The 20,982-nt window shown below is 72.1% G+C and carries 23 protein-coding genes; 7 read left to right on the forward strand and 16 right to left on the reverse strand.

The window, feature by feature from the left end; genetic code table 11:
• Positions 1-41: 41 nt before the first annotated feature.
• The 5 genes from ACFYZJ_RS16375 to sigE all read right to left on the reverse strand — a co-directional run bounded on the left by ACFYZJ_RS16375 (position 42) and on the right by sigE (position 5,270).
• Positions 42-701, reverse strand: coding sequence for a hypothetical protein (locus tag ACFYZJ_RS16375; protein WP_388568056.1), 660 nt, complete (start codon positions 699-701; stop codon positions 42-44).
• Positions 702-946: 245 nt separating this feature from the next.
• A complete protein-coding gene (locus ACFYZJ_RS16380) occupies positions 947-1,411 on the reverse strand; it encodes a sec-independent translocase (protein WP_388568059.1) in 465 nt (154 codons plus the stop codon).
• 198 nt (positions 1,412-1,609) lie between these two features.
• Entirely contained in the window at positions 1,610-3,472 is a 1,863-nt protein-coding gene (locus tag ACFYZJ_RS16385; protein WP_388568061.1) for a trypsin-like peptidase domain-containing protein, read from the reverse strand.
• Positions 3,473-3,597: 125 nt separating this feature from the next.
• Positions 3,598-4,572 (reverse strand): anti-sigma factor family protein, encoded by a 975-nt coding sequence (locus ACFYZJ_RS16390; protein WP_388568064.1) that lies wholly within the window; start codon positions 4,570-4,572, stop codon positions 3,598-3,600.
• Positions 4,569-5,270, reverse strand: a complete 702-nt coding sequence (gene sigE, locus ACFYZJ_RS16395; RefSeq protein ID WP_388568067.1) for an RNA polymerase sigma factor SigE — start codon at positions 5,268-5,270, stop codon at positions 4,569-4,571. The genes ACFYZJ_RS16390 and sigE overlap by 4 nt, the downstream gene beginning before the upstream one ends.
• A gap of 129 nt (positions 5,271-5,399) precedes the next feature.
• On the opposite strand from sigE, the gene ACFYZJ_RS16400 reads away from it, so the two are divergent.
• Positions 5,400-6,194 (forward strand): O-methyltransferase, encoded by a 795-nt coding sequence (locus ACFYZJ_RS16400; protein ID WP_388568070.1) that lies wholly within the window; start codon positions 5,400-5,402, stop codon positions 6,192-6,194.
• Between the two features lie 151 nt (positions 6,195-6,345).
• Here ACFYZJ_RS16400 and ACFYZJ_RS16405 read toward each other — a convergent pair whose 3' ends face one another.
• A complete protein-coding gene (locus tag ACFYZJ_RS16405; protein WP_003966491.1) occupies positions 6,346-6,513 on the reverse strand; it encodes a DUF3117 domain-containing protein in 168 nt (55 codons plus the stop codon).
• A gap of 372 nt (positions 6,514-6,885) precedes the next feature.
• On the opposite strand from ACFYZJ_RS16405, the gene ACFYZJ_RS16410 reads away from it, so the two are divergent.
• The gene (locus tag ACFYZJ_RS16410; protein WP_388568073.1) at positions 6,886-7,689 is read left to right on the forward strand and encodes an enoyl-CoA hydratase/isomerase family protein; all 804 of its coding nucleotides are present in this window, start codon (positions 6,886-6,888) and stop codon (positions 7,687-7,689) included.
• A 33-nt stretch (positions 7,690-7,722) separates the two neighbouring features.
• On the opposite strand, the gene ACFYZJ_RS16415 is transcribed toward ACFYZJ_RS16410, so the two are convergent.
• Positions 7,723-8,304 carry a DNA-3-methyladenine glycosylase I gene (locus ACFYZJ_RS16415; protein WP_388568075.1) on the reverse strand — a complete coding sequence of 194 codons (582 nt, stop codon included), beginning with the start codon at positions 8,302-8,304 and terminating at the stop codon, positions 7,723-7,725.
• Entirely contained in the window at positions 8,301-8,648 is a 348-nt protein-coding gene (locus ACFYZJ_RS16420) for a DivIVA domain-containing protein (RefSeq protein WP_388568078.1), read from the reverse strand. The genes ACFYZJ_RS16415 and ACFYZJ_RS16420 overlap by 4 nt, the downstream gene beginning before the upstream one ends.
• Before the next feature lie 160 nt (positions 8,649-8,808).
• Between ACFYZJ_RS16420 and folP the strand changes: the two genes are divergently transcribed.
• Entirely contained in the window at positions 8,809-9,669 is an 861-nt protein-coding gene (gene folP / locus ACFYZJ_RS16425; protein WP_388568081.1) for a dihydropteroate synthase, read from the forward strand.
• A 223-nt stretch (positions 9,670-9,892) separates the two neighbouring features.
• Here the strand turns inward: folP and ACFYZJ_RS16430 are convergent, their stop codons facing one another.
• Both ACFYZJ_RS16430 and dapE read right to left on the reverse strand, forming a co-directional pair.
• Entirely contained in the window at positions 9,893-10,651 is a 759-nt protein-coding gene (locus ACFYZJ_RS16430) for a TIGR00730 family Rossman fold protein (protein WP_388568084.1), read from the reverse strand.
• A 114-nt stretch (positions 10,652-10,765) separates the two neighbouring features.
• Positions 10,766-11,845 carry a succinyl-diaminopimelate desuccinylase gene (dapE, locus tag ACFYZJ_RS16435; RefSeq protein ID WP_388568087.1) on the reverse strand — a complete coding sequence of 360 codons (1,080 nt, stop codon included), beginning with the start codon at positions 11,843-11,845 and terminating at the stop codon, positions 10,766-10,768.
• A 96-nt stretch (positions 11,846-11,941) separates the two neighbouring features.
• Between dapE and ACFYZJ_RS16440 the strand changes: the two genes are divergently transcribed.
• Positions 11,942-12,901: a heavy metal transporter gene (locus tag ACFYZJ_RS16440; protein WP_388568089.1), complete on the forward strand. Its 960-nt coding sequence runs from the start codon at positions 11,942-11,944 to the stop codon at positions 12,899-12,901.
• A gap of 341 nt (positions 12,902-13,242) precedes the next feature.
• Positions 13,243-13,677: an ATP-binding protein gene (locus ACFYZJ_RS16445; RefSeq protein WP_388568092.1), complete on the forward strand. Its 435-nt coding sequence runs from the start codon at positions 13,243-13,245 to the stop codon at positions 13,675-13,677.
• Positions 13,678-13,789: 112 nt separating this feature from the next.
• On the opposite strand, the gene ACFYZJ_RS16450 is transcribed toward ACFYZJ_RS16445, so the two are convergent.
• Together ACFYZJ_RS16450 and fdxA are read right to left on the reverse strand one after the other, a co-directional pair.
• Positions 13,790-14,932: a bifunctional succinyldiaminopimelate transaminase/glutamate-prephenate aminotransferase gene (locus ACFYZJ_RS16450; protein ID WP_388568095.1), complete on the reverse strand. Its 1,143-nt coding sequence runs from the start codon at positions 14,930-14,932 to the stop codon at positions 13,790-13,792.
• A gap of 126 nt (positions 14,933-15,058) precedes the next feature.
• Complete coding sequence (gene fdxA, locus ACFYZJ_RS16455) at positions 15,059-15,379, reverse strand: ferredoxin (RefSeq protein WP_043443616.1); 321 nt, start codon at positions 15,377-15,379, stop codon at positions 15,059-15,061.
• Between the two features lie 140 nt (positions 15,380-15,519).
• On the opposite strand from fdxA, the gene ACFYZJ_RS16460 reads away from it, so the two are divergent.
• Complete coding sequence (locus tag ACFYZJ_RS16460) at positions 15,520-16,605, forward strand: GNAT family N-acetyltransferase (RefSeq protein ID WP_388568098.1); 1,086 nt, start codon at positions 15,520-15,522, stop codon at positions 16,603-16,605.
• A 17-nt stretch (positions 16,606-16,622) separates the two neighbouring features.
• Positions 16,623-17,471, forward strand: a complete 849-nt coding sequence (locus tag ACFYZJ_RS16465; RefSeq protein ID WP_388568596.1) for a transglutaminase-like domain-containing protein — start codon at positions 16,623-16,625, stop codon at positions 17,469-17,471.
• A gap of 16 nt (positions 17,472-17,487) precedes the next feature.
• On the opposite strand, the gene ACFYZJ_RS16470 is transcribed toward ACFYZJ_RS16465, so the two are convergent.
• From ACFYZJ_RS16470 to ACFYZJ_RS16485, 4 genes are read right to left on the reverse strand one after another with little or no spacing between them, the layout of a single operon-like run.
• Complete coding sequence (locus ACFYZJ_RS16470) at positions 17,488-18,102, reverse strand: response regulator transcription factor (RefSeq protein ID WP_388568101.1); 615 nt, start codon at positions 18,100-18,102, stop codon at positions 17,488-17,490.
• Positions 18,099-19,298 (reverse strand): sensor histidine kinase, encoded by a 1,200-nt coding sequence (locus ACFYZJ_RS16475; protein WP_388568598.1) that lies wholly within the window; start codon positions 19,296-19,298, stop codon positions 18,099-18,101. Before ACFYZJ_RS16475 ends, ACFYZJ_RS16470 begins: the two co-directional genes overlap by 4 nt.
• Positions 19,299-19,303: 5 nt before the next feature.
• On the reverse strand, positions 19,304-20,035 hold the full coding sequence (locus tag ACFYZJ_RS16480; protein WP_388568104.1) for an ABC transporter permease: 732 nt from the start codon (positions 20,033-20,035) through the stop codon (positions 19,304-19,306).
• The gene (locus tag ACFYZJ_RS16485; RefSeq protein WP_388568107.1) at positions 20,032-20,955 is read right to left on the reverse strand and encodes an ABC transporter ATP-binding protein; all 924 of its coding nucleotides are present in this window, start codon (positions 20,953-20,955) and stop codon (positions 20,032-20,034) included. The genes ACFYZJ_RS16480 and ACFYZJ_RS16485 overlap by 4 nt, the downstream gene beginning before the upstream one ends.
• Positions 20,956-20,982: the final 27 nt, after the last annotated feature.

Consider the following 20,982-nt stretch of genomic DNA (forward strand, 5'->3'; position numbering starts at 1 on the left):
GGCGCCGTCACACGGACGGCGCCCCCTCGTCGTACGTCCGGCTAGGCGGCGTAAGCGGTGATGTCCTTGATCACGGCGAAGCCCAAGCCGTACGCGCTCATGCCTCTGCCGTACGCCCCCACATGCACGCCGGCCTCCGTCGGCCCTGCGAGCACCCAGCCGAACTCGGACTCCCGGTAGTGGAACGGCGTGGGCACACCGTCCACCGGCAGGGACAGCGTCGACCAAGCGGGTCCGGTCAGGTCGTCCGCGAGGACCCACGCGGTCTCCGTCTGCTGGTCCAGCCAGTCGTCGCGCAGCGTGTGGTCCAGCTGGCCCGGCCAGGTGAACGACAGCAGCCCCACACCCGCCAGCCAGGCCGCCGACGAGACCGACGTGGCCTCCAGCACGCCGGTGCCGTCCGGACTGCGCCGCACGGGGTTCGCGGCGACGGTGACCACGACTGCGAACTTCTCCTTGTCCTCGGTGGCCTCGTTGCGCACGGACGGCTCGTCCCCGTGTCCGATGGACCCGTGTTCCACGGTTCCGTCGGCGGCGGTGCCCACCTGCATCAGCCAGCGCGGCCCCGTGAACGCCTCGTCGAGGCCGTACCACGGGAAGGGTGCCCGGAGATAGCCGTCGACCGTGCGGCGGGCGAAGGGGAGCTGTGGTCCGCCCTCCGCGGCCGACGCCTGCGCGTCCACCCGACTCGTCGTCTCCATCTGCCCGGACGCCTCCTCGCTCTCGTCGGACCCGAGCGGCCCGCCCCCCACGGGCGTCCTCGCTCCAAACGGTCCGCACAACAACTGGGCAGCATAGCCACAGCGCTCCGAACAGCAGGGAAACGCCCGGCGCGTACCACCCCCAGCGCGGCGCAATACGACCGTACGCACGCCGATAGACGTATGGCCTGCGTCACATCACGTCACGCCGTTCCGGTGGACGCCGGGCCGGCGCGGCGCGCGGCTCAGGTGGCGTCCGCGTCGAAGGGCGGGCGCTCGTCGGGGTCGGTGCTCGCGGGCCTCTTCGTCATGTCGACGGTGCCGCCGGCGGAGCCGGAGGACGTCGGCGAGGAGGACGATGTGGAGGAAGTGGACGACGACTCGGACTCGCGGCCGTGGACCGCGTCCGTGACCTCGGCCATCTCCTTCTTCAGGTCGAAGCCGTTGCGGATCTCCTTGAGACCCAGCTCGTCGCCGTCCAGGTGCTTGCGGATGAACGTCTTGGGGTTGAGGTCCTCGAACTCGAAGTCCTTGAACTCCGGCCCCAGTTCGTTGCGGATGTCCTGCTTGGCGCTCTCCGAGAACTCGCGGATCTTGCGGATCGTGCGCGTGACGTCCTGGATGACCTTCGGAAGCTTGTCCGGGCCGAAGACGAGCACGGCGATGACCACGAGCGTGAGCAGCTCAAGCGGCCCTATGTCATTGAACACCTGAAGCTCCTTGCGATGTCCTCGGTCCTCGGCCCTCGGTGGTCTGTGCGGGTCTTCCGTGGTCCGGGCCGGCTCCACGGTACCCGGCGTTCCTGCCGTACCGGTACTGTCCCGGCACACCGGCCGCGTGTACACGACGGGTTTTCCGGGTTGTTTGCCTTGTGGGCCGGGTCTCGTCCCGTCCTTGCGGGGTTCGCGTCAGCTGCCGTCCGCCGAGCCGAGGACGAGCGTGATCCTCCGTTCGGCGCCGCCGCGGACCACGGTCAGCTCCAGGCGGTCGCCGGGGCGGTGGGCGCGGGTCCTGACGACGAGCTCCTCCCCGGAGTGGACGCGTACGCCGTCGACCTCCGTGATGACGTCCCCGGGTTTGATGCCGGCCTTGTCGCCGGCCCCGCCCCGGGTGACGGCGGGGCCGCCGTCGGTGCCCTTGGCGCCGACACGGGCGCCGTCCCCTGTGTATTTCATGTCGAGCGTGACACCGATCACCGGGTGGGTGGCCCTTCCGGTGTTGATCAACTCCTCGGCGACGCGCTTGGCCTGGTTGACGGGGATGGCGAAGCCGAGCCCGATGGAACCGGCCTGGCCGCCCTGGTCGGATCCGCTGTCGGCCGAACGGATGGCGGAGTTGATGCCGACGACACGGCCCTTGCCGTCGAGGAGGGGGCCGCCGGAGTTGCCCGGGTTGATCGGGGCGTCGGTCTGCAGGGCGTCGACATAGGACACGTCGCTGCCGTCGCCCTTCTCGCCGCCCGCGGTGATGGGCCGTTCCTTGGCGCTGATGATGCCGGAGGTGACGGTGCCGGCGAGGTCGAAGGGCGCGCCGATGGCGACGACGGGGTCACCGACCTCCACGTTGTCGGAGTTGCCGAGGGGCAGGGGGGTGAGGCCGCGGACGCCGGTGACCTCGACCACGGCGAGGTCGTAGCCGGTGTCATGCCCGACGACGGTGGCCTTGGCGCTCTGGCCGCCGTTGAACGTCACCGTTATCTCGCCGCCGGCCGCGGCGGGTTGGACGACATGGTTGTTGGTGAGGATGTGTCCGCGTCCGTCGAGGACGAAGCCGGTGCCGGTGCCCTCCTCGGAGGCGCCCTTGACGTGCAGGGTGACGACGCTGGGCAGCGCCCGAGCGGCGATCCCGGCGACACTGTCCGGTGCGCGCCCCGGGGGCTCCTTCCCGGCCTGCGGCAGCCGCACCTCCCCGACTCCGCCGTCCCGCTCCCACGCGGCGCCGACGACACCGCCGATCCCTCCGGACGCCAGTGCGATCAACACGCCGACGAGAACGAGCGCCTTCCGTCCTTGCTTGACCCGCTGCTCCGTGCCGAGCAGCGCGGCGCCGCTGTGCTGGAAGGGGGCCCGGGGCGCCCACGGGTCGTAGTTCTGCCAGGGCGAAGGGGACGAGGGGGCACCACCCGGGTCGGCGGGGCCGCCGCCCGGCACCGGTGCGACGGGCGGCGTGGGTGTCGCCGTCGCGCCGGGCACGCAGGCACCCGGAGGCGTCGGCGTCGCCGTCGCGCCGGGCACGGGGGCACCCGAAGGCGTCGGCGCGCCCGGGGGCATGGGCGTGCTCTGCGGGTCGGCGGCGTGCGGCGACGTCACCACCGGGTGCTGGACCGGCGGGGCGGGCGCCCAGGGGCCCGGTTCGCCGTAGGGCGGGGTGTTGTAGGGGTCGGGCTCGTGCAGGGGCTTGGTGCGACCGTCCAGGGCATCGGGCGCATCGCCGGCCTGCCGAGGGTCGACGTGCCCGGCTGAACCTTCCTGCGCCGCGCTGAGGGCGGCCGGACGCTCCCGTTCGGAATCGTCGTCCCCGTCGGCCGCCCCGGGCTCCGCTACGGCACTGGCGGCCCTGTCCCCGGTCCCCGCCGTGGCCGGGGGCTCCAGCTCGAAGTCACGCTCGGCGTCGGCCCCACCGCGAGAGCTCGCCCCGGCAGGGGCGGGCAGCTCGAAGTCGCCGCCGGACTCTCCGTCCGGCGCCGTACCGCCGCTCATCGAACCCTCGGCCCCGGGGCCGCTCGTCCCCTGCTCAGATCCCCCCGCCGGGACCGGCTTCCCCTCGTTCATGGTCTCCCCACACCCGGCCGGCGGCACGCAGGTCGCCGTTGCGTTGTCGATTCCGCGCCCGAACCGCTCGCACGGGCGCGGGCACCATGGATTCAACCAGGTTCCCCGCGCAGCCGCGCGGCCGCTCAGTGGCCGGTGCCGGCGGCGGCGGAGGGCGTGATGGACGTGGACGGAACCGGCCGGGCCAGCAGGCCGGGAGCCGTCAGCTGAGGGGCGGTCGACAACGCGAACGGTCCGGTCTCGGAGAGCGGACGTATGAGCGGGGACATCGCGGCAGCACCGGCCACCACGGGAGCGGTCAGCGCACGGATCTCCGAGACGTCCTGGACGCCGGGAGCGGGGACTCCGGGCAGCAGCGGCGCCGAGGACTGCGTGGGCGCGACGGGCGCCCGGTCCAGCGCGCGCTGCCCGAGCAGCGCTCCGGTGGAACGCCGCCGCTGCGCCTCGGGCGACGTGACACCACCGGTGCCCGGCGAGCGCATCGGGGTCACATTGCTGCCGGCCCCGGAACCGCCCCGTGCCTCCACGCCGGTGTCACCGGCCACACCCGACACACCGCCGAGCGCCAGCGCGGCCAGTGACACGGCACCTGCGGCGACGAACACGAACCGCAGCCCACGGGACGCCGACCGATCGCCTTCCGGCCGGCCGACGTGATGGATACGGAAGCCGCGGTCCTCGGGAAGGACACGGTCCTCGGCGGGCGACAGCGCCGTGGCGTGCGGGCCCGACGGGACGTAGCCGAAGGGCTCGCCCCTCACTCCGAAGACGCCGGGCCTCGCGGGCAGCCCGGTGGTGGTCTGGAGCCTTCTGCCGGATCCTCCCCCGCCGAGCGGCGTGCCACCGCCGTCGACGTCACCGCCCGTGGGCAGGCCCTGGAGGCGGGCCAGGAAGCTCTCGGAGGGCGGCGGCGGGGCCGCCTCGGCGAAGACGTTCTTCAGCCGGCGCTGGGCGTCGGCCTCTGCCTTGCACTTCGCGCACGTGGCCAGGTGGGCCAGCACACGCTCGCGCATCTCATGACCGAGCTCTCCGTCCACCAGGGCGGAGAGGCGGTCTCCCAGGTGCTGCTCTGCCGGTGTGGGGCGACGGGATCCACTCACGCGGTCGCGCCCCCTCCCCCCAGCGCGGGCACCCGGGGCACGAAGGAACGGCGCTCGGTCGCGCGGGACTGAGGCGCCCGGTGCGCGAGCGCCTTGCGCAGCTGCGAGCGGCCGCGGTGGATCCGGGAGCGCACCGTGCCGAGCTTGACGCCGAGAGTCGCGGCGATCTCCTCGTAGGACAGTCCTTCGATGTCGCACAGGACGACGGCCGCGCGGAACTCGGGCGCGAGTGTGTCCAGCGCCTGCTGGACGTCCGCGTCGAAGTGCGCGTCGTGCAGGACCTGCTGCGGCGTCGGCTCGCGGCTGGCCAGGCGCTCCGCCGCGTCCTCGCCGAGCGCGTCGAAGCGGATGCGCTGCTTACGGCGGACCATGTCCAGGAACAGGTTCGTGGTGATGCGGTGCAGCCAGCCCTCGAACGTGCCGGGTGTGTACGTCGACAGGGAGCGGAAGACCCGCACGAAGACCTCCTGGGTCAGGTCCTCCGCGTCGTGCTGGTTTCCGGTCAGGCGGTACGCCAGCCGGTAGACCCGGCCGCTGTGAGTGCTGACGATCTCCTCCCAGGTGGGCGGAGTCCACGCCTGCGCGTCCGCGTCGGTGGCGAAGGTCGCGATCTGCGCGGTGTCGGCAGCGTGGTGGGTGTCAGCGATGTCAGTCACGGATTTCGGCTCACCCGACGACCTGAGAAGGCGCCGTAGCACCCCTCCCCGATCCACAGGCGCAGCCGCACCTCCCCTGTCGGCTCTGGTGGTGTCCAGTGGAGCCCCTACCATAGCCACCTCGCCCGTTAGCTCCGGATAAGCGGTTTTACGAGAATTTGATGCGCGCTGATGCGGCTGCGTCAGCACTTGCTCGACACGCAGGTCCACGCGTCCGCCCCCGTCCTTTCCCGCGCTCTGTTCCCACCCTCCTCAACGCCCGGTCCCATCTGCGGGTTCCCGCCGTCAACGGATACAGTCACGCCCAAGCAATCACGGGGACAGGAGAGGGTCATTACCGGCAACCGGCAGACGAGCTGGGCGTTCGCCGACGCCTATGTCGCCGAGGACGACGCGCTGCGCTGGGCCCGCGAACGGGCCCGTGAGGCAGGGTTGCGCTCGGTGTCGCCCGGCACGGGCGCCGCGCTGCGGTTGCTCGCCGCCGCCGTGGACGCCAAGGCGGTCGCGGAGATCGGGACGGGATGCGGTGTCTCCGGGATCCATCTGCTGCACGGCATGCGGCCGGACGGCGTGCTGACCACCGTGGATCCGGAGCCGGAGCACCAGCAGTTCGCCCGCCAGGCCTTCCGCGCCTCCGGCTTCGCCGGCAACCGGGCCCGCTTCATCCCGGGGCGCGCCCTGGACGTCCTGCCGCGGCTCGCGGACGCCGGCTACGACCTCGTCTTCTGCGACGGCGACCGGCTCGAGGTGCTCGACTACCTCGCTGAATCGTTGCGTCTGCTGCGTCCCGGCGGGCTCGTCGTCTTCGAGGGCGCCTTCGCCAACGGCCGCACGGTCGGCTCGGGCCCGCAGCCGACCGAGGTGCTGCGGCTGCGGGAGCTGCTGCGGACGGTGCGCGAGAGCCCGGACCTCGTGCCCTCGTTACTGCCCGTGGGGGACGGACTGCTGTGCGCGGTCAGAAGGTGAGCATGGCCGTGGGGCGGGGCGGACGGGCCGTGGCCGTCCGGGTCGAGGCCCCTGTGGGAAGCCACCGGAACACCCGCCGGAAGCCCCCTGGAACAAGCTGCCCCGGCACCGCGTACGATGCCGGGGCAGCTGAAATCCTGGATCTGCCGCGTCAGCCGACGACCTTCTTGAGGGCGTCGCCGAGCGCGTCGGCCTCGTCCGGGGTCAGCTCGACGACGAGCCGACCGCCGCCTTCGAGCGGAACGCGCATGACGATGCCCCGCCCCTCCTTGGTCACCTCGAGCGGGCCGTCGCCCGTCCGCGGCTTCATGGCCGCCATGCTCGTTCCCCTTCCTGAAACCAGCTCATCGTCTGCCGACGGCCCCTTGAAGGGCACGCGGTCCTGGCACAGGACACGCGACACCGGCATCGAACACATTGCTTCCAGGCCATTATCCCGCATCTCATGACCCGATGACCAACATCAGTGGGCATCGCTTGAGCAACACGCGCGAGCAAAACCACTCAATTCGGCGATGTGACTGTGATACTTCGCCCCCGCACGGTCATCCGCCGACCGGATCTCGGCGTGAATTCTTTGACGCAGGTCACACGTACGGTCCGTTCCGCGGACGGTGATCTCGGCCATGCTGTCTTCGGACGCAGGCGTACCGACCGGTACGACCGAGCCGCGACACCGGAGGGGACCACCATGGCCGACACCGTGCTCTACGAGGTGAGCGACGGACTCGCGACGATCACGCTGAACCGTCCCGAGGCGATGAACGCGCTGAACATCGCGACCAAGGTCGCCCTGCGGGACGCGGTGCGGTCCGCGGCGGACGACGGTTCGGTACGGGCGATCCTGCTCACCGCCGCCGGGGACCGGGCCTTCTGTGTGGGGCAGGACCTCAAGGAGCACATCGGGCTGCTGGCCGCCGACCGGGAGACCGGCTCGAGCCACACCATGAGCACGGTCCGGGAGCACTACAACCCGATCGTGCGGGCGCTGGCAGGTGCGCCCAAGCCGGTGGTGGCCGCGGTGAACGGGGTCGCGGCCGGAGCCGGCCTCGGATTCGCGCTGGCCGCGGACTACCGGATCGTGTCGGGCACCGCATCGTTCAACACGTCGTTCGCGGGGGTGGCGCTGACGGCCGACTCGGGCATCTCCTGGACGCTGCCTCGCGTGGTCGGCCCCGGGCGCGCCGCAGACCTCCTGCTCTTCCCGCGGAGCATCGGCGCCCAGGAGGCGCTGGAGTTGGGCATCGCGAACCGGGTCGTCCCCGCGGACGAGCTGCGGGCCGAGGCGCAGAAGGTGGCCCTGGCGCTCGCCGAGGGGCCGACGGTGGCGTACGCGGCGATCAAGGAGGCGGTGGCGTACGGGCTGACCCACTCCTTGGAGGAGACCCTGGACAAGGAGGACGAGCTGCAGACACGGGCGGGCTCGTCCGACGACCACGCGATCGCGGTACAGGCGTTCGTGAACAAGGAGAAGCCGAAGTACCTCGGCCGATAGGCGGCGGTCGTCGCCCCCGCCGACTGCCGGGAGTCAGTCGCCGCGGGCGGCGCAGTCCGCCAGGTGGTCGTTCACCAGGCCGCAGGCCTGCATCAGCGCGTACGCCGTGGTCGGGCCGACGAAGCGTATGCCGCGCTTCTTCAGGGCCCTGGAGAGCGCCGTCGACTCGTCGGTGACCGCGGGGACGTCGGCCAGGGCCCTCGGGGCGGGGCGGGACGCCGGGTCGGGGGCGTACGACCAGATCAGCTCCTCCAGCTCCCCCGGTGCCCACTCGGCCAGCACGCGCGCGTTGGCGAGCGTCGCCTCGATCTTGGCCCGGTTGCGGATGATGCCCGGGTCGGCGAGCAGGCGCTCCTGGTCGGCTACTGTGAACCCGGCCACCTTGGCGATCCGGAAGTCGGCGAAGGCGGCCCGGAAGCCCTCGCGGCGGCGCAGGATCGTGATCCACGACAGCCCCGACTGGAACGCCTCCAGGCACAGCCGCTCGTACAGCGCGTCGTCGCCGTGGACCGGGCGGCCCCACTCCTCGTCGTGGTACGCCACGTAGTCCTCGGTGGACAGCGCCCAGGGGCAGCGCAGCACGCCGTCGGGCCCCGCGATGGCCGCACCGCTCACTGGGGGTCTCCTTCGGCCCGCTCGTCCCCGGCCGGTCCGGCGGCGCGGGCGCCGGCGAGCGCGGCCTCCAGGTCGGCGATCCGGGCGTCCCGCTCGGCGATCTCGGCGCCGAGACGGCCGAGCGCGTCGTCCACGTCGGCCATGCGGTAGCCCCGGACGGCGAGCGGGAAGCGCAGGGCCTCCACATCGTCACGGCCGACGGGGCGGTCCGGCGGAAGCGGGTCGTCGAACCGCTCCGGGGCCGCCTCCGGCAGGGGGGTGCTCTCGCCGCCGCCCACCACGGCCAGTGTCACCGCGGCGACCACGACGGCGAGCGCGACCACCAGGAACAGGAACATGAGCATCACTTGGGTCCCCACGCTCGGTGCCGGCGCGCTGCGCGCCGACGCGGAAGTGCCGATGTCGAGTCTGTGTTTCTCTCTGGGTCAGATCGTGCCATGCGACGCTGACAATTAAGGTCACAGGCGGCCGAGGAACGGGACGTACCGGGAGAGGTCACAGGGGATGCTCAGGCTGGGCAGGCGCGAATTCGGCGAGCAGGAGCCGGTGATCATGGCGATCGTGAACCGGACCCCGGACTCCTTCTACGACCAGGGGGCCACGTTCCGCGACGAGCCCGCCCTCGCGCGCGTGGAGCGAGCGGTGGCCGAGGGTGCCGCGATCATCGACATCGGCGGGGTGAAGGCCGGGCCGGGCGAGGAGGTCACGGCCGAGGAGGAGGCTCGGCGCACGGTCGGTTTCGTCGCGGAGGTGCGGCGGCGCTTCCCGGACGTCGTGATCAGTGTGGACACCTGGCGGCACGAGGTCGGCGAGGCCGTTTGCGAGGCGGGCGCGGATCTGTTGAACGACGCGTGGGGCGGGGTGGATCCGCGGCTCGCGGAGGTGGCGGCGCGGTACGGGGTGGGGCTGGTGTGCACGCACGCCGGGGGTGCGCTGCCGCGGACGCGGCCGCACCGGGTGACGTACGACGACGTCATGGCCGACATCCTGAAGGTGACGGTGGGGCTGGCGGAGCGGGCGGTGGCTCTCGGGGTGCCGCGCGAGTCGGTCCTGATCGACCCCGGGCACGACTTCGGGAAGAACACGCGGCACAGCCTGGAGGCGACGCGGCGGCTGGACGAGATGGTCGCCACGGGGTGGCCGGTACTGGTGTCGCTGTCGAACAAGGACTTCGTCGGGGAGACGCTGGACAAGCCGGTGAAGGAACGCGTGCTGGGGACCTTGGCGACGACGGCGGTGTCGGCGTGGCTGGGTGCGCAGGTGTACCGGGTGCACGAGGTCGCGGAGACGCGGCAGGTGCTGGACATGGTGGCGTCGATCGCGGGCCACCGGCCACCGGCGGTGGCCCGGCGGGGCCTGGCCTGAAAGGGTTTCGCCCCCGCCGCCCCCACCCGTCGGAAGCCGGGCCGCGCCCCCGAAGGGGCGCGGGGAACTGCGCGACCAGCCACCGGCGGCCCGCAGCCGCACCCACGCCTTGTGCACCCCGTAGGCCGATGGGAGCCCGGGGCGGAGCCCCCGGCGGCGGCACCCCGCGCCGGGTACGTGCCCGAACCCCGGTGACCGGCAGAACCCGGCTCAGGCCCAGCGCCTAGCGTCCCGCCTCCTTGGAGACCAGGGCGACCGCCTCCTCGACGTCGTCCGTGAGGTGGAACAGGAGCAGGTCCTTCTCCGAGGCCTTGCCCTGGGCCACCAGGGTGTTCCTGAGCCAGTCCACCAGGCCGCCCCAGTACGACGAGCCGTACAGCACGATCGGGAAGCGGGTGACCTTCTGGGTCTGGACCAGGGTCAGCGCCTCGAACAGCTCGTCCAGCGTGCCGAGGCCGCCCGGCAGGACCACGAACCCCTGCGCGTACTTGACGAACATCATCTTGCGGACGAAGAAGTAGCGGAAGTTCAGGCCGATGTCGACGTACGGGTTCAGCCCCTGCTCGAACGGCAGCTCGATACCGAGGCCGACCGAGATGCCCTTCGCCTCGCACGCCCCCTTGTTCGCCGCCTCCATCGCGCCCGGGCCACCACCGGTGATCACCGCCCAGCCCGCCTCCACCAGGCCGCGCCCGAGCCGTACGCCCGCGTCGTACTCCGGCGAGTCCACCGGCGTCCGTGCCGAGCCGAACACGCTGATCGCGGGCGGGAGTTCGGCCAGCGTGCCGAAACCCTCGATGAACTCCGACTGGATGCGCAGGACACGCCACGGGTCCGTGTGGACCCAGTCCGTGGGGGCACGCTCGTCCAGCAGCCGCTGGTCCGTCGTGCTCCTCGTCACCTGGCCCCGTCTGCGCAGTACCGGACCGAGCCGCTGCTCATCCGGCGGGATCTTCTTCCCCTCGGGGTTGCCGGTAGGCATGTGCGCTCCCTCCGCTCGGGGGTGGTTCCACCCCAGCGTAGATCTACGCGGGTTACGGAGGGGGGACCTGCGTATGTCCGGCTCCGGCCACCGTCCCCCACGGCCGGCGGCGGGTCAGGACGTCAGCCAGGACCGCAGGCGCTCCTCCGCCGCGAGGACCTTCGCCGTGTCCACCCGCTCGTCCCGCTTGTGCGCCAAGAGCGGGTTGCCCGGGCCGTAGTTGACCGCGGGGACGCCGAGCGCGCTGAAGCGGGCGACGTCCGTCCAGCCGTACTTGGGCATCGGGGTGCCGCCGACCGCCTCGATGAACGCCGCCGCGGCCGGGTGCGACAGCCCCGGCAGGGCGCCACCGCTGTGGTCGACCACCTCGAACTCCTCCACGCCGCAGTCCGCGAACACCTCACGGACATGCGCGACCGCCTCCTCCTCACTGCGGTCCGGCGCGTACCGGAAGTTGACCGTCACGACGCATTCGTCGGGGATCACGTTCCCGGCCACCCCGCCGGAGATGCCGACCGCGTTCAGACCCTCCCGGTACTCGAGCCCGTCGATCACCGGGTGACGCGGTTCGTAGGCCGCCAGGCGGGCCAGGACCGGGGCCGCCGCGTGGATGGCGTTCGAGCCCATCCAACTGCGCGCCGAGTGCGCCCGCTCACCCCTGGTCCTCAGCTGCACCCGCAGCGTGCCCTGGCAGCCGCCCTCGACCTGGCCGTCGGAGGGCTCGAGCAGCACCGCGAAGTCGCCCGCCAGCCACTCGGGGTGGGCCTCGGACACATGCTTCAGACCGTTCAGGTGTGCATCGACCTCTTCGTTGTCGTAGAAGACGAACGTCAGGTCACGGTTGGGCTCGGGGACCGTCGCCGCGATACGGAGCTGGACGGCGACGCCCGACTTCATGTCGCAGGTGCCGCACCCCCACAGCACGCCGTCCTCGTCCAGGCGGGAGGGCACGTTGTCCGCGATCGGGACCGTGTCGATGTGACCCGCCAGGATGACGCGCTGCGACCGTCCCAGGTCCGTACGGGCCACCACGTTGTTGCCGTACCGGTCGACCCTCAGGTGCGGCAGGGCGCGCAGCGCCGCCTCGATGGCGTCCGCGAGGGGCTTCTCGGTGCCGCTCTCGGAGGGGAAGTCGACAAGCCGCGCGGTGAGCCGAGCGGCGTCCAGCGTGAGGTCAAGCGGGGTATCGGCCATGTCCTCGACCCTAGCGCGCCCGACCGCACGGGCCTGCCCCAGGAGTTGTCCACAGCGCCGGGCAACCCGCTGTTCACCTCCAGTACCTTGTACGGCGTGTCAGAGCCGTCCCCTACTTCCGTCCGACGTGGCCGCCTCCTCCGTTTCGGGGCGGCCTTCGTGGTCCTGCTCGCCGTCGCGGGCTATCTCGTCGTCCAGTACCTCACCGGTTCGGCAGCGCCGAGATGCCGGGTCGTCTCGGGAAAGGACGACGGCGCCTCGTACGAGTTCACACCCGAGCAGGCGGTCAACGCGGCGACGATCGCCGCCGTCGGCACCACCCGTGGCATGCCGGAGCGCGCGGTGACCATCGCGCTCGCGACCGCCCTGCAGGAGTCGGGCCTGCGCAACATCGAGCACGGCGACCGGGATTCGCTCGGCCTGTTCCAGCAGCGCCCGTCCCAGGGCTGGGGCACCAAGAAGCAGATCATGGACCCGACGTACGCGGCGGGCGTGTTCTACGAACACCTGGCCAAGGTGCCCGACTACACGACTCTGCCGCTGACGGTCGCCGCGCAGCGGGTGCAGCGCAGCGGCTTCCCGGAGGCGTACGCGAAGCACGAGCCGGACGCCATACTGCTCGCCGCCGCGCTGACCGGCCGCGCGGCGGGCACGCTGACCTGCCAGGGGCGTCCCGCGCCGACCGCCACCGGCGGCCCCGACGCCGTGCGGGCCGCGCTGGTACGGGACTTCGGGCGCGACGTGCTCCAGACGGCGGGCGCGGAGGTGGTTTCCCGGCGCCCGTCGCCGTCCCCCACACCCACGCCGACGCGGGCCACCGAAGAGGCGGTGACGATCCCGGTGCCCAAGAGGTCCACCGCTTCCGGGACCGCCCGTGAGCGCGGCTGGGAACTGGCGCACTGGGCCGTGGCCAACTCCACGGCGCTGCACATCGCACGGGTCTCCTTCGCGGGCCGCGAGTGGTCACGGGGAGGCTTCGCCGACGAGTGGCGTACGGCCGGCTCCGGCGACGGGGAGGCGTCGGCCGCCGAAGTCCGTATCGTCACCGGGGAGTAGCCCGGGCAGCAGTACGAGTTCTCACCCCTGCGGGTAATGCGCGGCGCGCCTCGTCGACGGGGCGCGCCCTTTTTTGCTCGACCATCGATGTAAACGCCGGGTCCCTTGCGAACAAAGAGCTGTAAGGATTCGGCAGACGTTCCGGTCGGTTGCCGTTTGCCCGATTTCATCCCCACCTGATAATGCGACGCATTACCAACTCTTTACATTGGATCACCGCAACCTTCGCGGGCTTCGAGCGGTAGTCACTGCGTCCGAGCCCGGAACGATGAACAGCCGAATCGGCCGAACTCCCGGGCGCAGTCGAACACTTCACCGTTCTCTCCCGTCTAAGGAGCATCATGTCCCTCCCCCTGACCCACCGGATCGCCCGTGCCGCGCTGCTGATCGCAGCGGGAGCGGCGCCCGTGGTCGGTGCGGCCGGCTCCGCCAGCGCGGCGACGACCGATCTGCCGGCCACCCCGAACCTCGGTGGGCTGACCGCCCTGGACACCGCGCAGGCCGGCACCACCGTCGACGGCGCGGCCCAGCAGGCCGACGGTGCGGCGCAGCAGGTCACCGGGGTCGCGGGTGACGCCGGTAGCCACGCGGTGAAGGCCGGCAGCCAGGCGGCCAGGAAGGCGGTACCGGCGGTGAGCCGGACCGGCGGGAAGGTCGTCGGGACGGCGGCGCCGGTCGCGCAGAAGGTCGCCGGGGACGCGGCGGGGCAGGCCGGGGGGCTGCTCGGGGGCACGACCAAGGGTGGGCTGCCGAAGGGGCTGCCGCTGGGCGGCTGACGCCGGGTTCCTTTCGCACGGAGGGTCCAGGGAAGCTTCCCTGGACCCTCCGTCTGTTGCAGCTGAGCTTGGCTGGAACGGTGCCCGGCAACTGTGGGCTGTGCCCACAGCACTAACGGAGGCGGTCCACCGCTGCGGCCACCCTCTCGTCCGTCGCCGTCAGGGCCACCCGTACGAACTTCTCGCCCGCCTCGCCGTAGAAGTCGCCCGGCGCGACCAGGATGCCCAGGTCGGCAAGGTGGGCGACCGTCTGCCAGCAGGACTCGTCGCGGGTGGCCCACAGGTACAGGCTCGCCTCGCTGTGCTCGATCCGGAAGCCGTGCTTCAGGAGGGCGGCGCGCAGCGCCGTACGCCGCGCCGCGTAGCGTTCGCGCTGTTCGCGGACGTGTGTGTCGTCGCCCAGCGCGGCCACCACGGCCGCCTGCGTCGGCGCCGACGTCATCATGCCGCCGTGCTTGCGGATCTCCAGGAGCGGGCCGAGGACCGCGGGGTCACCGGCCAGGAAGGCAGCGCGGTAGCCGGCCAGGTTCGAGCGCTTGGAGAGGGAGTGGACCGACACGATGCCGTCGCACGAGCCGCCGTTCACCTCCGGGTGGAGGACCGAGACGGGGTCGGCCTCCCAGCCCAGCTCGATGTAGCACTCGTCGGAGAACAGCAGTACGCCGTGCTCGCGGGCCCAGGCGACGATCCTCGTCAGTTCGTCCTTGCCCAGCACCCTGCCCGTCGGGTTGGACGGGGAGTTGAGCCAGAGGAGCTTGAGGTTCCCGGGGTCCAGCTCCGTCGGGTCGTCGTAGGCCACGTAGTCGGCGCGGGCCAGGCGGGCGCCGACCTCGTACGTGGGGTAGGCCAGCCGCGGATAGGCGACCTTGTCGCCGGGGCCGAGGCCCAGCTGGGTCGGGAGCCAGGCCACGAGCTCCTTGGAGCCGACCACCGGCAGGACGTGGCGGTGGGTGACGCCGCGGGCACCGAGGCGGCGCTCCACCCAGCCCGTGATCGCGTCCCGCAGCTCGGGCGTGCCCCAGACGGTCGGGTAGCCCGGCGAGTCCGCCGCCGCGACCAGTGCCTTCTGGATCAGGTCGGGCACGGGGTCCACCGGGGTGCCGACGGACAGGTCGACGATCCCGTCCGGGTGCGCGGCGGCCGTCTTCTTGTACGGCTCGAGCTTGTCCCAGGGGAACACAGGAAGGCGGTCGCGAAGCGACTCCTTGGAAGGGTGGTGGCGGGCGACGGGAGGGAGGTCGGAGACTGCGGACACGGGGATCGGCTCACTTTCTGGAACGACGGGCGCCCCCGTACGAGCGTACGGGGGCCAAACGCCTCGGTCCCGTGCGGCGCCGCGGCGGGCACCGTACGGGACCGAATCAACCGGCCTCCGGGCCGCTTACTGGTTCATCGGGGGCAGCGCCGCGATGAAGGGGTGGTCGCGCTCGATCAGCCCCAGCTTGCTGGCGCCACCGGGCGAGCCGAGCTCGTCGAAGAACTCGACGTTCGCCTTGTAGTAGTCCTTCCACTCCTCGGGAGTGTCGTCCTCGTAGAAGATCGCCTCGACCGGGCAGACCGGTTCACAGGCCCCACAGTCGACGCATTCGTCCGGGTGGATGTACAAGGACCGCTGGCCCTCGTAGATGCAGTCGACCGGGCACTCCTCGATGCACGCCTTGTCCTTGACGTCGACACAAGGCTCTGCGATGACGTAGGTCACGCTGTCGTTCCTCCTCGGTAGGGCGCTGGCGGGCCTCCTCAGGCTCCGCCGCCTGGCGCGCGGGAGCGCGGCGTCGTCGATGCCCGCACCTAGTATCTCCGTTCCGGGGCATGATCCGAACAGGAGGGGTGAACTGACCTGTGGAAATCTCTGCGGGCGGTCGGCTCGAGATCCGTATCACCGCCGCTGACGTGGGAAAACGCGTCTCGGTACGGCGGTGGAACGAACATGCCGCCGAGGGTGAGAAGTTCACCGACACGGTCGGAGTTCTCACATCATGGGATCACGGTGTGCTGCTGATCACACGGCGCGACGGCCGAAGTGTCCGGATCGCGGAATCGTCGCTGGTCGCGGGCAAGGTCGTCCCCTCGGCTCCGGCGCGTCGCCCGGGTCCCGCGGCGTCCTACGAGGAGCTGGCGCGGATCTCCGCCCGGGCGTGGCAGCCGGTGGAGCGGGAGCGGCTCGGTGAGTGGGAGCTGCGCGCCGCCGCCGGGTTCACGCGCCGCGCCAACTCGGTGCTGCCCCTCGGCGATCCCGGGCTGCCGCTGGACGAGGCGCTGGCGGCCGTACGCCGCTGGTACGCGGCCCGCGGGCTGCCCGCCTACATACAGCTCGCGACCGGGGCGGAGGGCACCCAGGAGCTGCTGTGCGCGGAACTCGAAGCGCGCGGGTGGACGCGCGAGGTGACCGCCGAGCTGTGGACCGGGGCCCTGGCGCCCGTCGCGGACCGCGAGGCGCCCGGGGTGCGGCTGTCCCGTACGGCGGACGAGGCGTGGCTCGGCCGCTACCAGCGCAAGGGGCTGAGCGAGGTCGCCCTGAAGGTGCTGGGCTGGGGGTCCCCGCGCTCATGGGGGTCCCCCCGCTCGAGCGAAGTCGAGAGTGGGGGAGGAGCCGAGAGCGGGGGAGGCCCCTCGGTGTGGTTCGCGACGGTGCCGGGGGCTCAGGGCGCGCCTCCGGCGGCGATCGGGCGGTGCGTGGTGGACGGGCGGTGGGCCGGTTTCGCGGCGGTCGAGGTCGACCCGGAGCAGCGCCGGCGGGGTCTGGCCACCGCCGTGATGGCCGCGCTGGCCCGGCAGGCCCTGGACGAGGGCGCGTCGGCGGCCTGGCTCCAGGTGGAGACGGACAACGAGGGTGCGCGGGCCCTGTACACGGGACTGGGTTTCCGGGCGCATCATGCATATCACCACTACCGGGAGCCGGAAGGCTCCCGCGGACCGGTGGCGTGAGAGGGTTCGAGATCGTGATGCGTGGCCCCCGTCCCCCGGAGCCGGAGCGGGCCGCCGAGGTGCGGCGGCGGTTCGGCGAGGAGGCGCGGTCCGAGCGGCCCGATCTCGCGACGCTGTGCCTGCTGGTGGCTGCGGCGGCGGACGGAGGGCTGGACGAGGCCGGGATCGACGCCGCGCAGATCGAGCTGGACCGGTTGGCCGGGCTGGTGCCGTTCCGCCCGGACGGGCCGCGGGCCTGGGCCGAGGCGCTGGCGGAGGTTCTCGGCGGCCTCGGGTTCCACGGCTCGGCCGCGGACTACGAGCGTCTGGAGTCGTCGTTGCTGCACGCGGTGCTGCGGCGGCGGCGCGGGCTGCCGATCCTGCTGTCGGTGGTGTGGATCGAGGTGGCGCGGCGGGCGGGGGCACCGGTGTACGGGGTCGCACTGCCCGGGCACTTCGTGGTGGGGTTCGGGCCGCCGGACGAGCAGGTGCTGGCCGATCCCTTCGACGGGGGCCGGGTGCTGACCGGGGGTGACGCCGAGATGCTGGTCGCCGGGGCGACGGGGGCACCGCTCGATCCCTCGATGCTCGGCCCTGCGGATCCGCTGGATGTCGTGCTGCGGGTGCTGAACAACATCCGGGCGTGGGCCGCGGCTCGGCCCGAGCGGTCGGATGTGGCCCTGTGGGCGGTGGAGTTGTCCTTGCTGGTGCCCTCGCATCCGGCCCGGTTGCGCTACGAGCACGCGCAGCTTCTCGTGCAGCGGGGGGAGTTCTTGCAGGGGGCCGCGGAGTTGGACGCCTACGCCGAGGTGGTCGCCGCCGTTGACGCGACGGCCGCGGAGCGGGTGCGGGGGCAGGCCATGGCGGCTCGGGCCATGCTGAACTGAGGTTCGCCTCCAGGGGTTACAGCCAGCCCTTCTCACGAGCCATCCGCACGGCTTCCGCCCTGTTCCTGACCGCGAGCTTCTGTATGGCGGTGGACAGGTAGTTACGGACCGTTCCCTGGGAAAGGTGGAGCGTCGCCGCCAGCTCGGCGTTGGTCGCGCCGTTCGCCGCCGCGCGCAGCACCTCCCGTTCGCGCTCCGTCAGCGGGTTGGCGCCGTCGGCCAGGGCGGCCGCCGCGAGGGTGGGGTCGATGACCCGTTCCCCGGCGAGCACCTTCCGTACCGCCTCGGCGAGTTGGGACGCGGGGGCGTCCTTCACCAGGAAGGCGGAGGCGCCCGCCTCCATCGCGGAGCGCAGATAGCCGGGGCGGCCGAAGGTCGTCAGCACGACGACCTTCAACGCCGGCAGCTCGCGGCGCAGCTGGGCCGCCGCCTCGATCCCGGTGGCGCCGGGCATCTCGATGTCGAGGAGCGCCACGTCCACCTCGTGGGCGCGCGCCGCCGCCAGCACCTCGTCACCGCGGGCGACCTGGGCGACGACCTCGATGTCCTCCTCCAGGCCCAGCAGCGCGGCCAGCGCCTCCCGGACCATCGACTGGTCCTCGGCGAGCAGGACCTTGATCGTACGGCTCATGCCCCGGATCCTACGGGGACCGCGGCGCCCACGGGCACGCGCGCGACCAGCCGGAAACCACGCCGGACGCGCCCCGCCTCCAGCGTCCCGCCGACCTTCTGAAGACGCTCGGTCAGACCCGTCAGACCGTTGCCCGGGCCGTTGCCCGCCCCGCCCGATCCGTCGTCCTCGACGGAGAGTTCCAGCATCGGCCCGTCCAGGGTCTGCCGCCGCAGCACCTCCACCGTGCAGCGGCCGGCGCCGCTGTGCCGTACGACGTTGGTGACCGCCTCGCGCAGCGCCCAGGCGAGAACGGACTCGCTCTCCTCCGCGACCTCCGTGAGGTCGGGTTCCGCGGGTATGTCGGCCGTGACACCAGCCGCCGTCAGGGCCACCTGCGCGCCCGCGAGTTCCGCGGACAGGCGCGGACGCCGGTAGCCTGTGACCGCCTCGCGCACGTCGACGAGGGCCTGGCGGCTGACCTGTTCGATGTCGGCGACCTGCTGGGCCGCCTTCTCGGGGTGGTCGGGGAGCATACGGCCGGCCAGCTCGCTCTTCAGCGTGATCAGGGAGAGCGAGTGGCCGAGCAGGTCGTGCAGATCGCGGGCCAGGCGCAGCCGCTCCTCGTTGGCCGCGAGCTGGGCGACGGTGGCGCGGGCCTCGCGCAACTCGATCGTCGTGCGCACGAGCTGACCGACGCCCGTCATCGCGTACCCGATGAGCACCACCAGGAGCAGCAGGTTCTCCACCTCGTCCGTCGCGGCGCCCTGGAAGCCGACCAGGGCCACCACGGCGGCCGTCGCGGGGATCGCCCAGTACGCCGCCCGCAGCGGGAGCGTCGCTCCGCAGGCCACGGACACGTAGACGAACAGGCCCAGCCAGTGCGAGGGGCCCAGCGTCAGGTTCAGCAGCGCGGCGAGGGCGCCGAGGGCGCCGAGTATCCCGACGAGGAACCGCTGCGTGTACGGCCTGCCGACGTTCCGGAAGACCAGCGACAGATAGACCCCGACGAAGGCCGCGAGGCCCAGCCAGCCCGCCACGGTGCCGCCGGTGGTGTGGCGGCCGGCGGCGAGGTCCTGGACCGGCGAGCTCAGGAAGATGAGCCAGACGCCGATCCAGAGGGACTTGCGCAGCAGCTCGCGCCGGTTGCGGGGCGGCTGGCCCATGCGCATCAGCCGCTCCGCCCGGACCTCGTCCGACCGCTGGTCTTCCGTCATGGCACTCACGCCTTCAGCGTGTCCTTCCGGTACAGCCAGGCCGCGCCGCCCGCGAAGAGGGCGAAGAAGGCGACCAGGATCGCGATGTCCCTGGCGTGCGGGGCCTGGCTCTGTTCGATGGCCTGTCCGAGGGCAGCGTACGCGTGGGTGGGCAGCCACCTGGCGATGTCCTGAAGCCAGGTGGGGAAGGAGGAGGACGGCATCCACAGGCCGCCGAGGATCGACAGGCCGAAGTAGGTGATCATCGTGATCGGGCGGACCGCGTCACCGCTGGCGAGGTAGCCGAGGGCGACACCGAGCGCGGCGAAGACCAGGCTGCCGGCCCAGATCGCGCCGGTGAGGGCGAACCACTGCCAGGCGTCCAGCCGCACGTCCTTCACGGCGGCGGCGACCAGGAAGACCACCACGATGGACGGCAGGCTCACCACGGCCGCGCTTGCCGTCTTGGCGAGGACGTACCCGCGCCCGGGCAGCGTGGTCAGCCTCAGCTGCCGCACCCAGCCGCCCTCCCGTTCCTTGGCGATGCGCTCGCTGTTGCCCATCAGCACGGCGGTCAGGGCGCCGAAGGAGGCCATGGAGACCATGACGTACTTCGCGACGCTCAGGCCGGTGCCGTCGACGTTGCCCGTCTGGTTGGAGACGAGCAGGAAGATCACCGAGGGGTAGATCACCGAGAAGAACAGGAACTTGCGGTTGCGCAGGGCGCGGGTGAGTTCCAGCCTGATGAGCGCGTTCATGACTGCTTGGCCTCCTCGGCCTCGGTGATCGCGACGAACGCCTGCTCGAGCCCGAGCCCGGCGACTTCGAGGTTGCGGGGGTAGACGCCGAGCCCGTACAGGGCGTGGACGGTCGCGTCGGCATCGGAGGACTGGATGCGTACGGTCTGCCCGGAAATGTCTATTGCGGTCAGGAAGGGCAGCGCGCGCAGCCGGGCCTCGTCGATCGGGCCCTCCAGATCGAAGCGGACGCGGCGGGCGCCGGCCTTGGCCTTGATCTCGGCGGCGGTGCCGTCGGCGAGGAGCCGCCCGCGGTGCAGCACGAGCACCCGGTCCGCGATCGCGTCGGCCTCTTCCAGGTAGTGCGTGGCGAACAGGACCGTACGCCCCTGGTCCGCCTGTTCCCGCATGGTGGCCCAGAAGGCCTGGCGGGCGGAGACGTCCATGCCGGTGGTCGGCTCGTCCAGCACGATCAGGTCGTTGTCGCCCGCGGTGGCGAGGGCGAAGCGGACGCGCTGGGCCTGGCCGCCGGAGAGCTTGTTCACCTTCCGGTCGGCGATCGGCGCGATGCCCGCGCGGGCGAGCACGTCGCCGACCTTGTACGGCCTCGGGTGCAGGTGGCAGGCCAGCTTGACCAGTTCGGCGACCGTCACCTCGTCCATCAGGCCGCCGCTCTGCAGCATGGCGCCCACACGCCCGGCGACGATCGCCTCGCGCGGGCTGGTCCCGAACACGCGCACGGAGCCGCTGTCGGCCGGCTTCAGTCCGAGGAGCAGGTCGAGGGTGGTCGACTTGCCCGCACCGTTGGGCCCCAGCAGGGCCACGGTCTCCCCCGGGTGCAGCTCCAGCGACAACCCGTCCACGGCCCGTACGTCCCCGTAGGCCTTGGTCACCTGATCGAACCCGACCACCACGTCGGTGGCCACCACTGTCGTCGTCATGGCCCCATCGTTCCGGGGGCCGGGGCG

This window comes from Streptomyces sp. NPDC001848 (assembly GCF_042891915.1).
Classification (GTDB): domain Bacteria; phylum Actinomycetota; class Actinomycetes; order Streptomycetales; family Streptomycetaceae; genus Streptomyces.

Bases quoted from the DNA above. Each gene is read 5' to 3' on its own strand.
- ACFYZJ_RS16410 (WP_388568073.1), top strand. From the start codon at position 6,886: ATGGCCGACACCGTGCTCTACGAGGTGAGCGACGGACTCGCGACGATC.
- ACFYZJ_RS16385 (WP_388568061.1), bottom strand. From the start codon at position 3,472: ATGAACGAGGGGAAGCCGGTCCCGGCGGGGGGATCTGAGCAGGGGACG.
- folP (WP_388568081.1), top strand. From the start codon at position 8,809: ATGCTCAGGCTGGGCAGGCGCGAATTCGGCGAGCAGGAGCCGGTGATC.
- ACFYZJ_RS16375 (WP_388568056.1), bottom strand. From the start codon at position 701: ATGGAGACGACGAGTCGGGTGGACGCGCAGGCGTCGGCCGCGGAGGGC.
- dapE (WP_388568087.1), bottom strand. From the start codon at position 11,845: ATGGCCGATACCCCGCTTGACCTCACGCTGGACGCCGCTCGGCTCACC.
- ACFYZJ_RS16470 (WP_388568101.1), bottom strand. From the start codon at position 18,102: ATGAGCCGTACGATCAAGGTCCTGCTCGCCGAGGACCAGTCGATGGTC.
- ACFYZJ_RS16420 (WP_388568078.1), bottom strand. From the start codon at position 8,648: ATGCTCATGTTCCTGTTCCTGGTGGTCGCGCTCGCCGTCGTGGTCGCC.
- ACFYZJ_RS16480 (WP_388568104.1), bottom strand. From the start codon at position 20,035: ATGAACGCGCTCATCAGGCTGGAACTCACCCGCGCCCTGCGCAACCGC.
- ACFYZJ_RS16475 (WP_388568598.1), bottom strand. From the start codon at position 19,298: ATGACGGAAGACCAGCGGTCGGACGAGGTCCGGGCGGAGCGGCTGATG.
- ACFYZJ_RS16430 (WP_388568084.1), bottom strand. From the start codon at position 10,651: ATGCCTACCGGCAACCCCGAGGGGAAGAAGATCCCGCCGGATGAGCAG.
- ACFYZJ_RS16445 (WP_388568092.1), top strand. From the start codon at position 13,243: ATGTCCCTCCCCCTGACCCACCGGATCGCCCGTGCCGCGCTGCTGATC.
- ACFYZJ_RS16400 (WP_388568070.1), top strand. From the start codon at position 5,400: ATGCGGCTGCGTCAGCACTTGCTCGACACGCAGGTCCACGCGTCCGCC.
- ACFYZJ_RS16485 (WP_388568107.1), bottom strand. From the start codon at position 20,955: ATGACGACGACAGTGGTGGCCACCGACGTGGTGGTCGGGTTCGATCAG.
- ACFYZJ_RS16405 (WP_003966491.1), bottom strand. From the start codon at position 6,513: ATGGCGGCCATGAAGCCGCGGACGGGCGACGGCCCGCTCGAGGTGACC.
- ACFYZJ_RS16465 (WP_388568596.1), top strand. From the start codon at position 16,623: ATGCGTGGCCCCCGTCCCCCGGAGCCGGAGCGGGCCGCCGAGGTGCGG.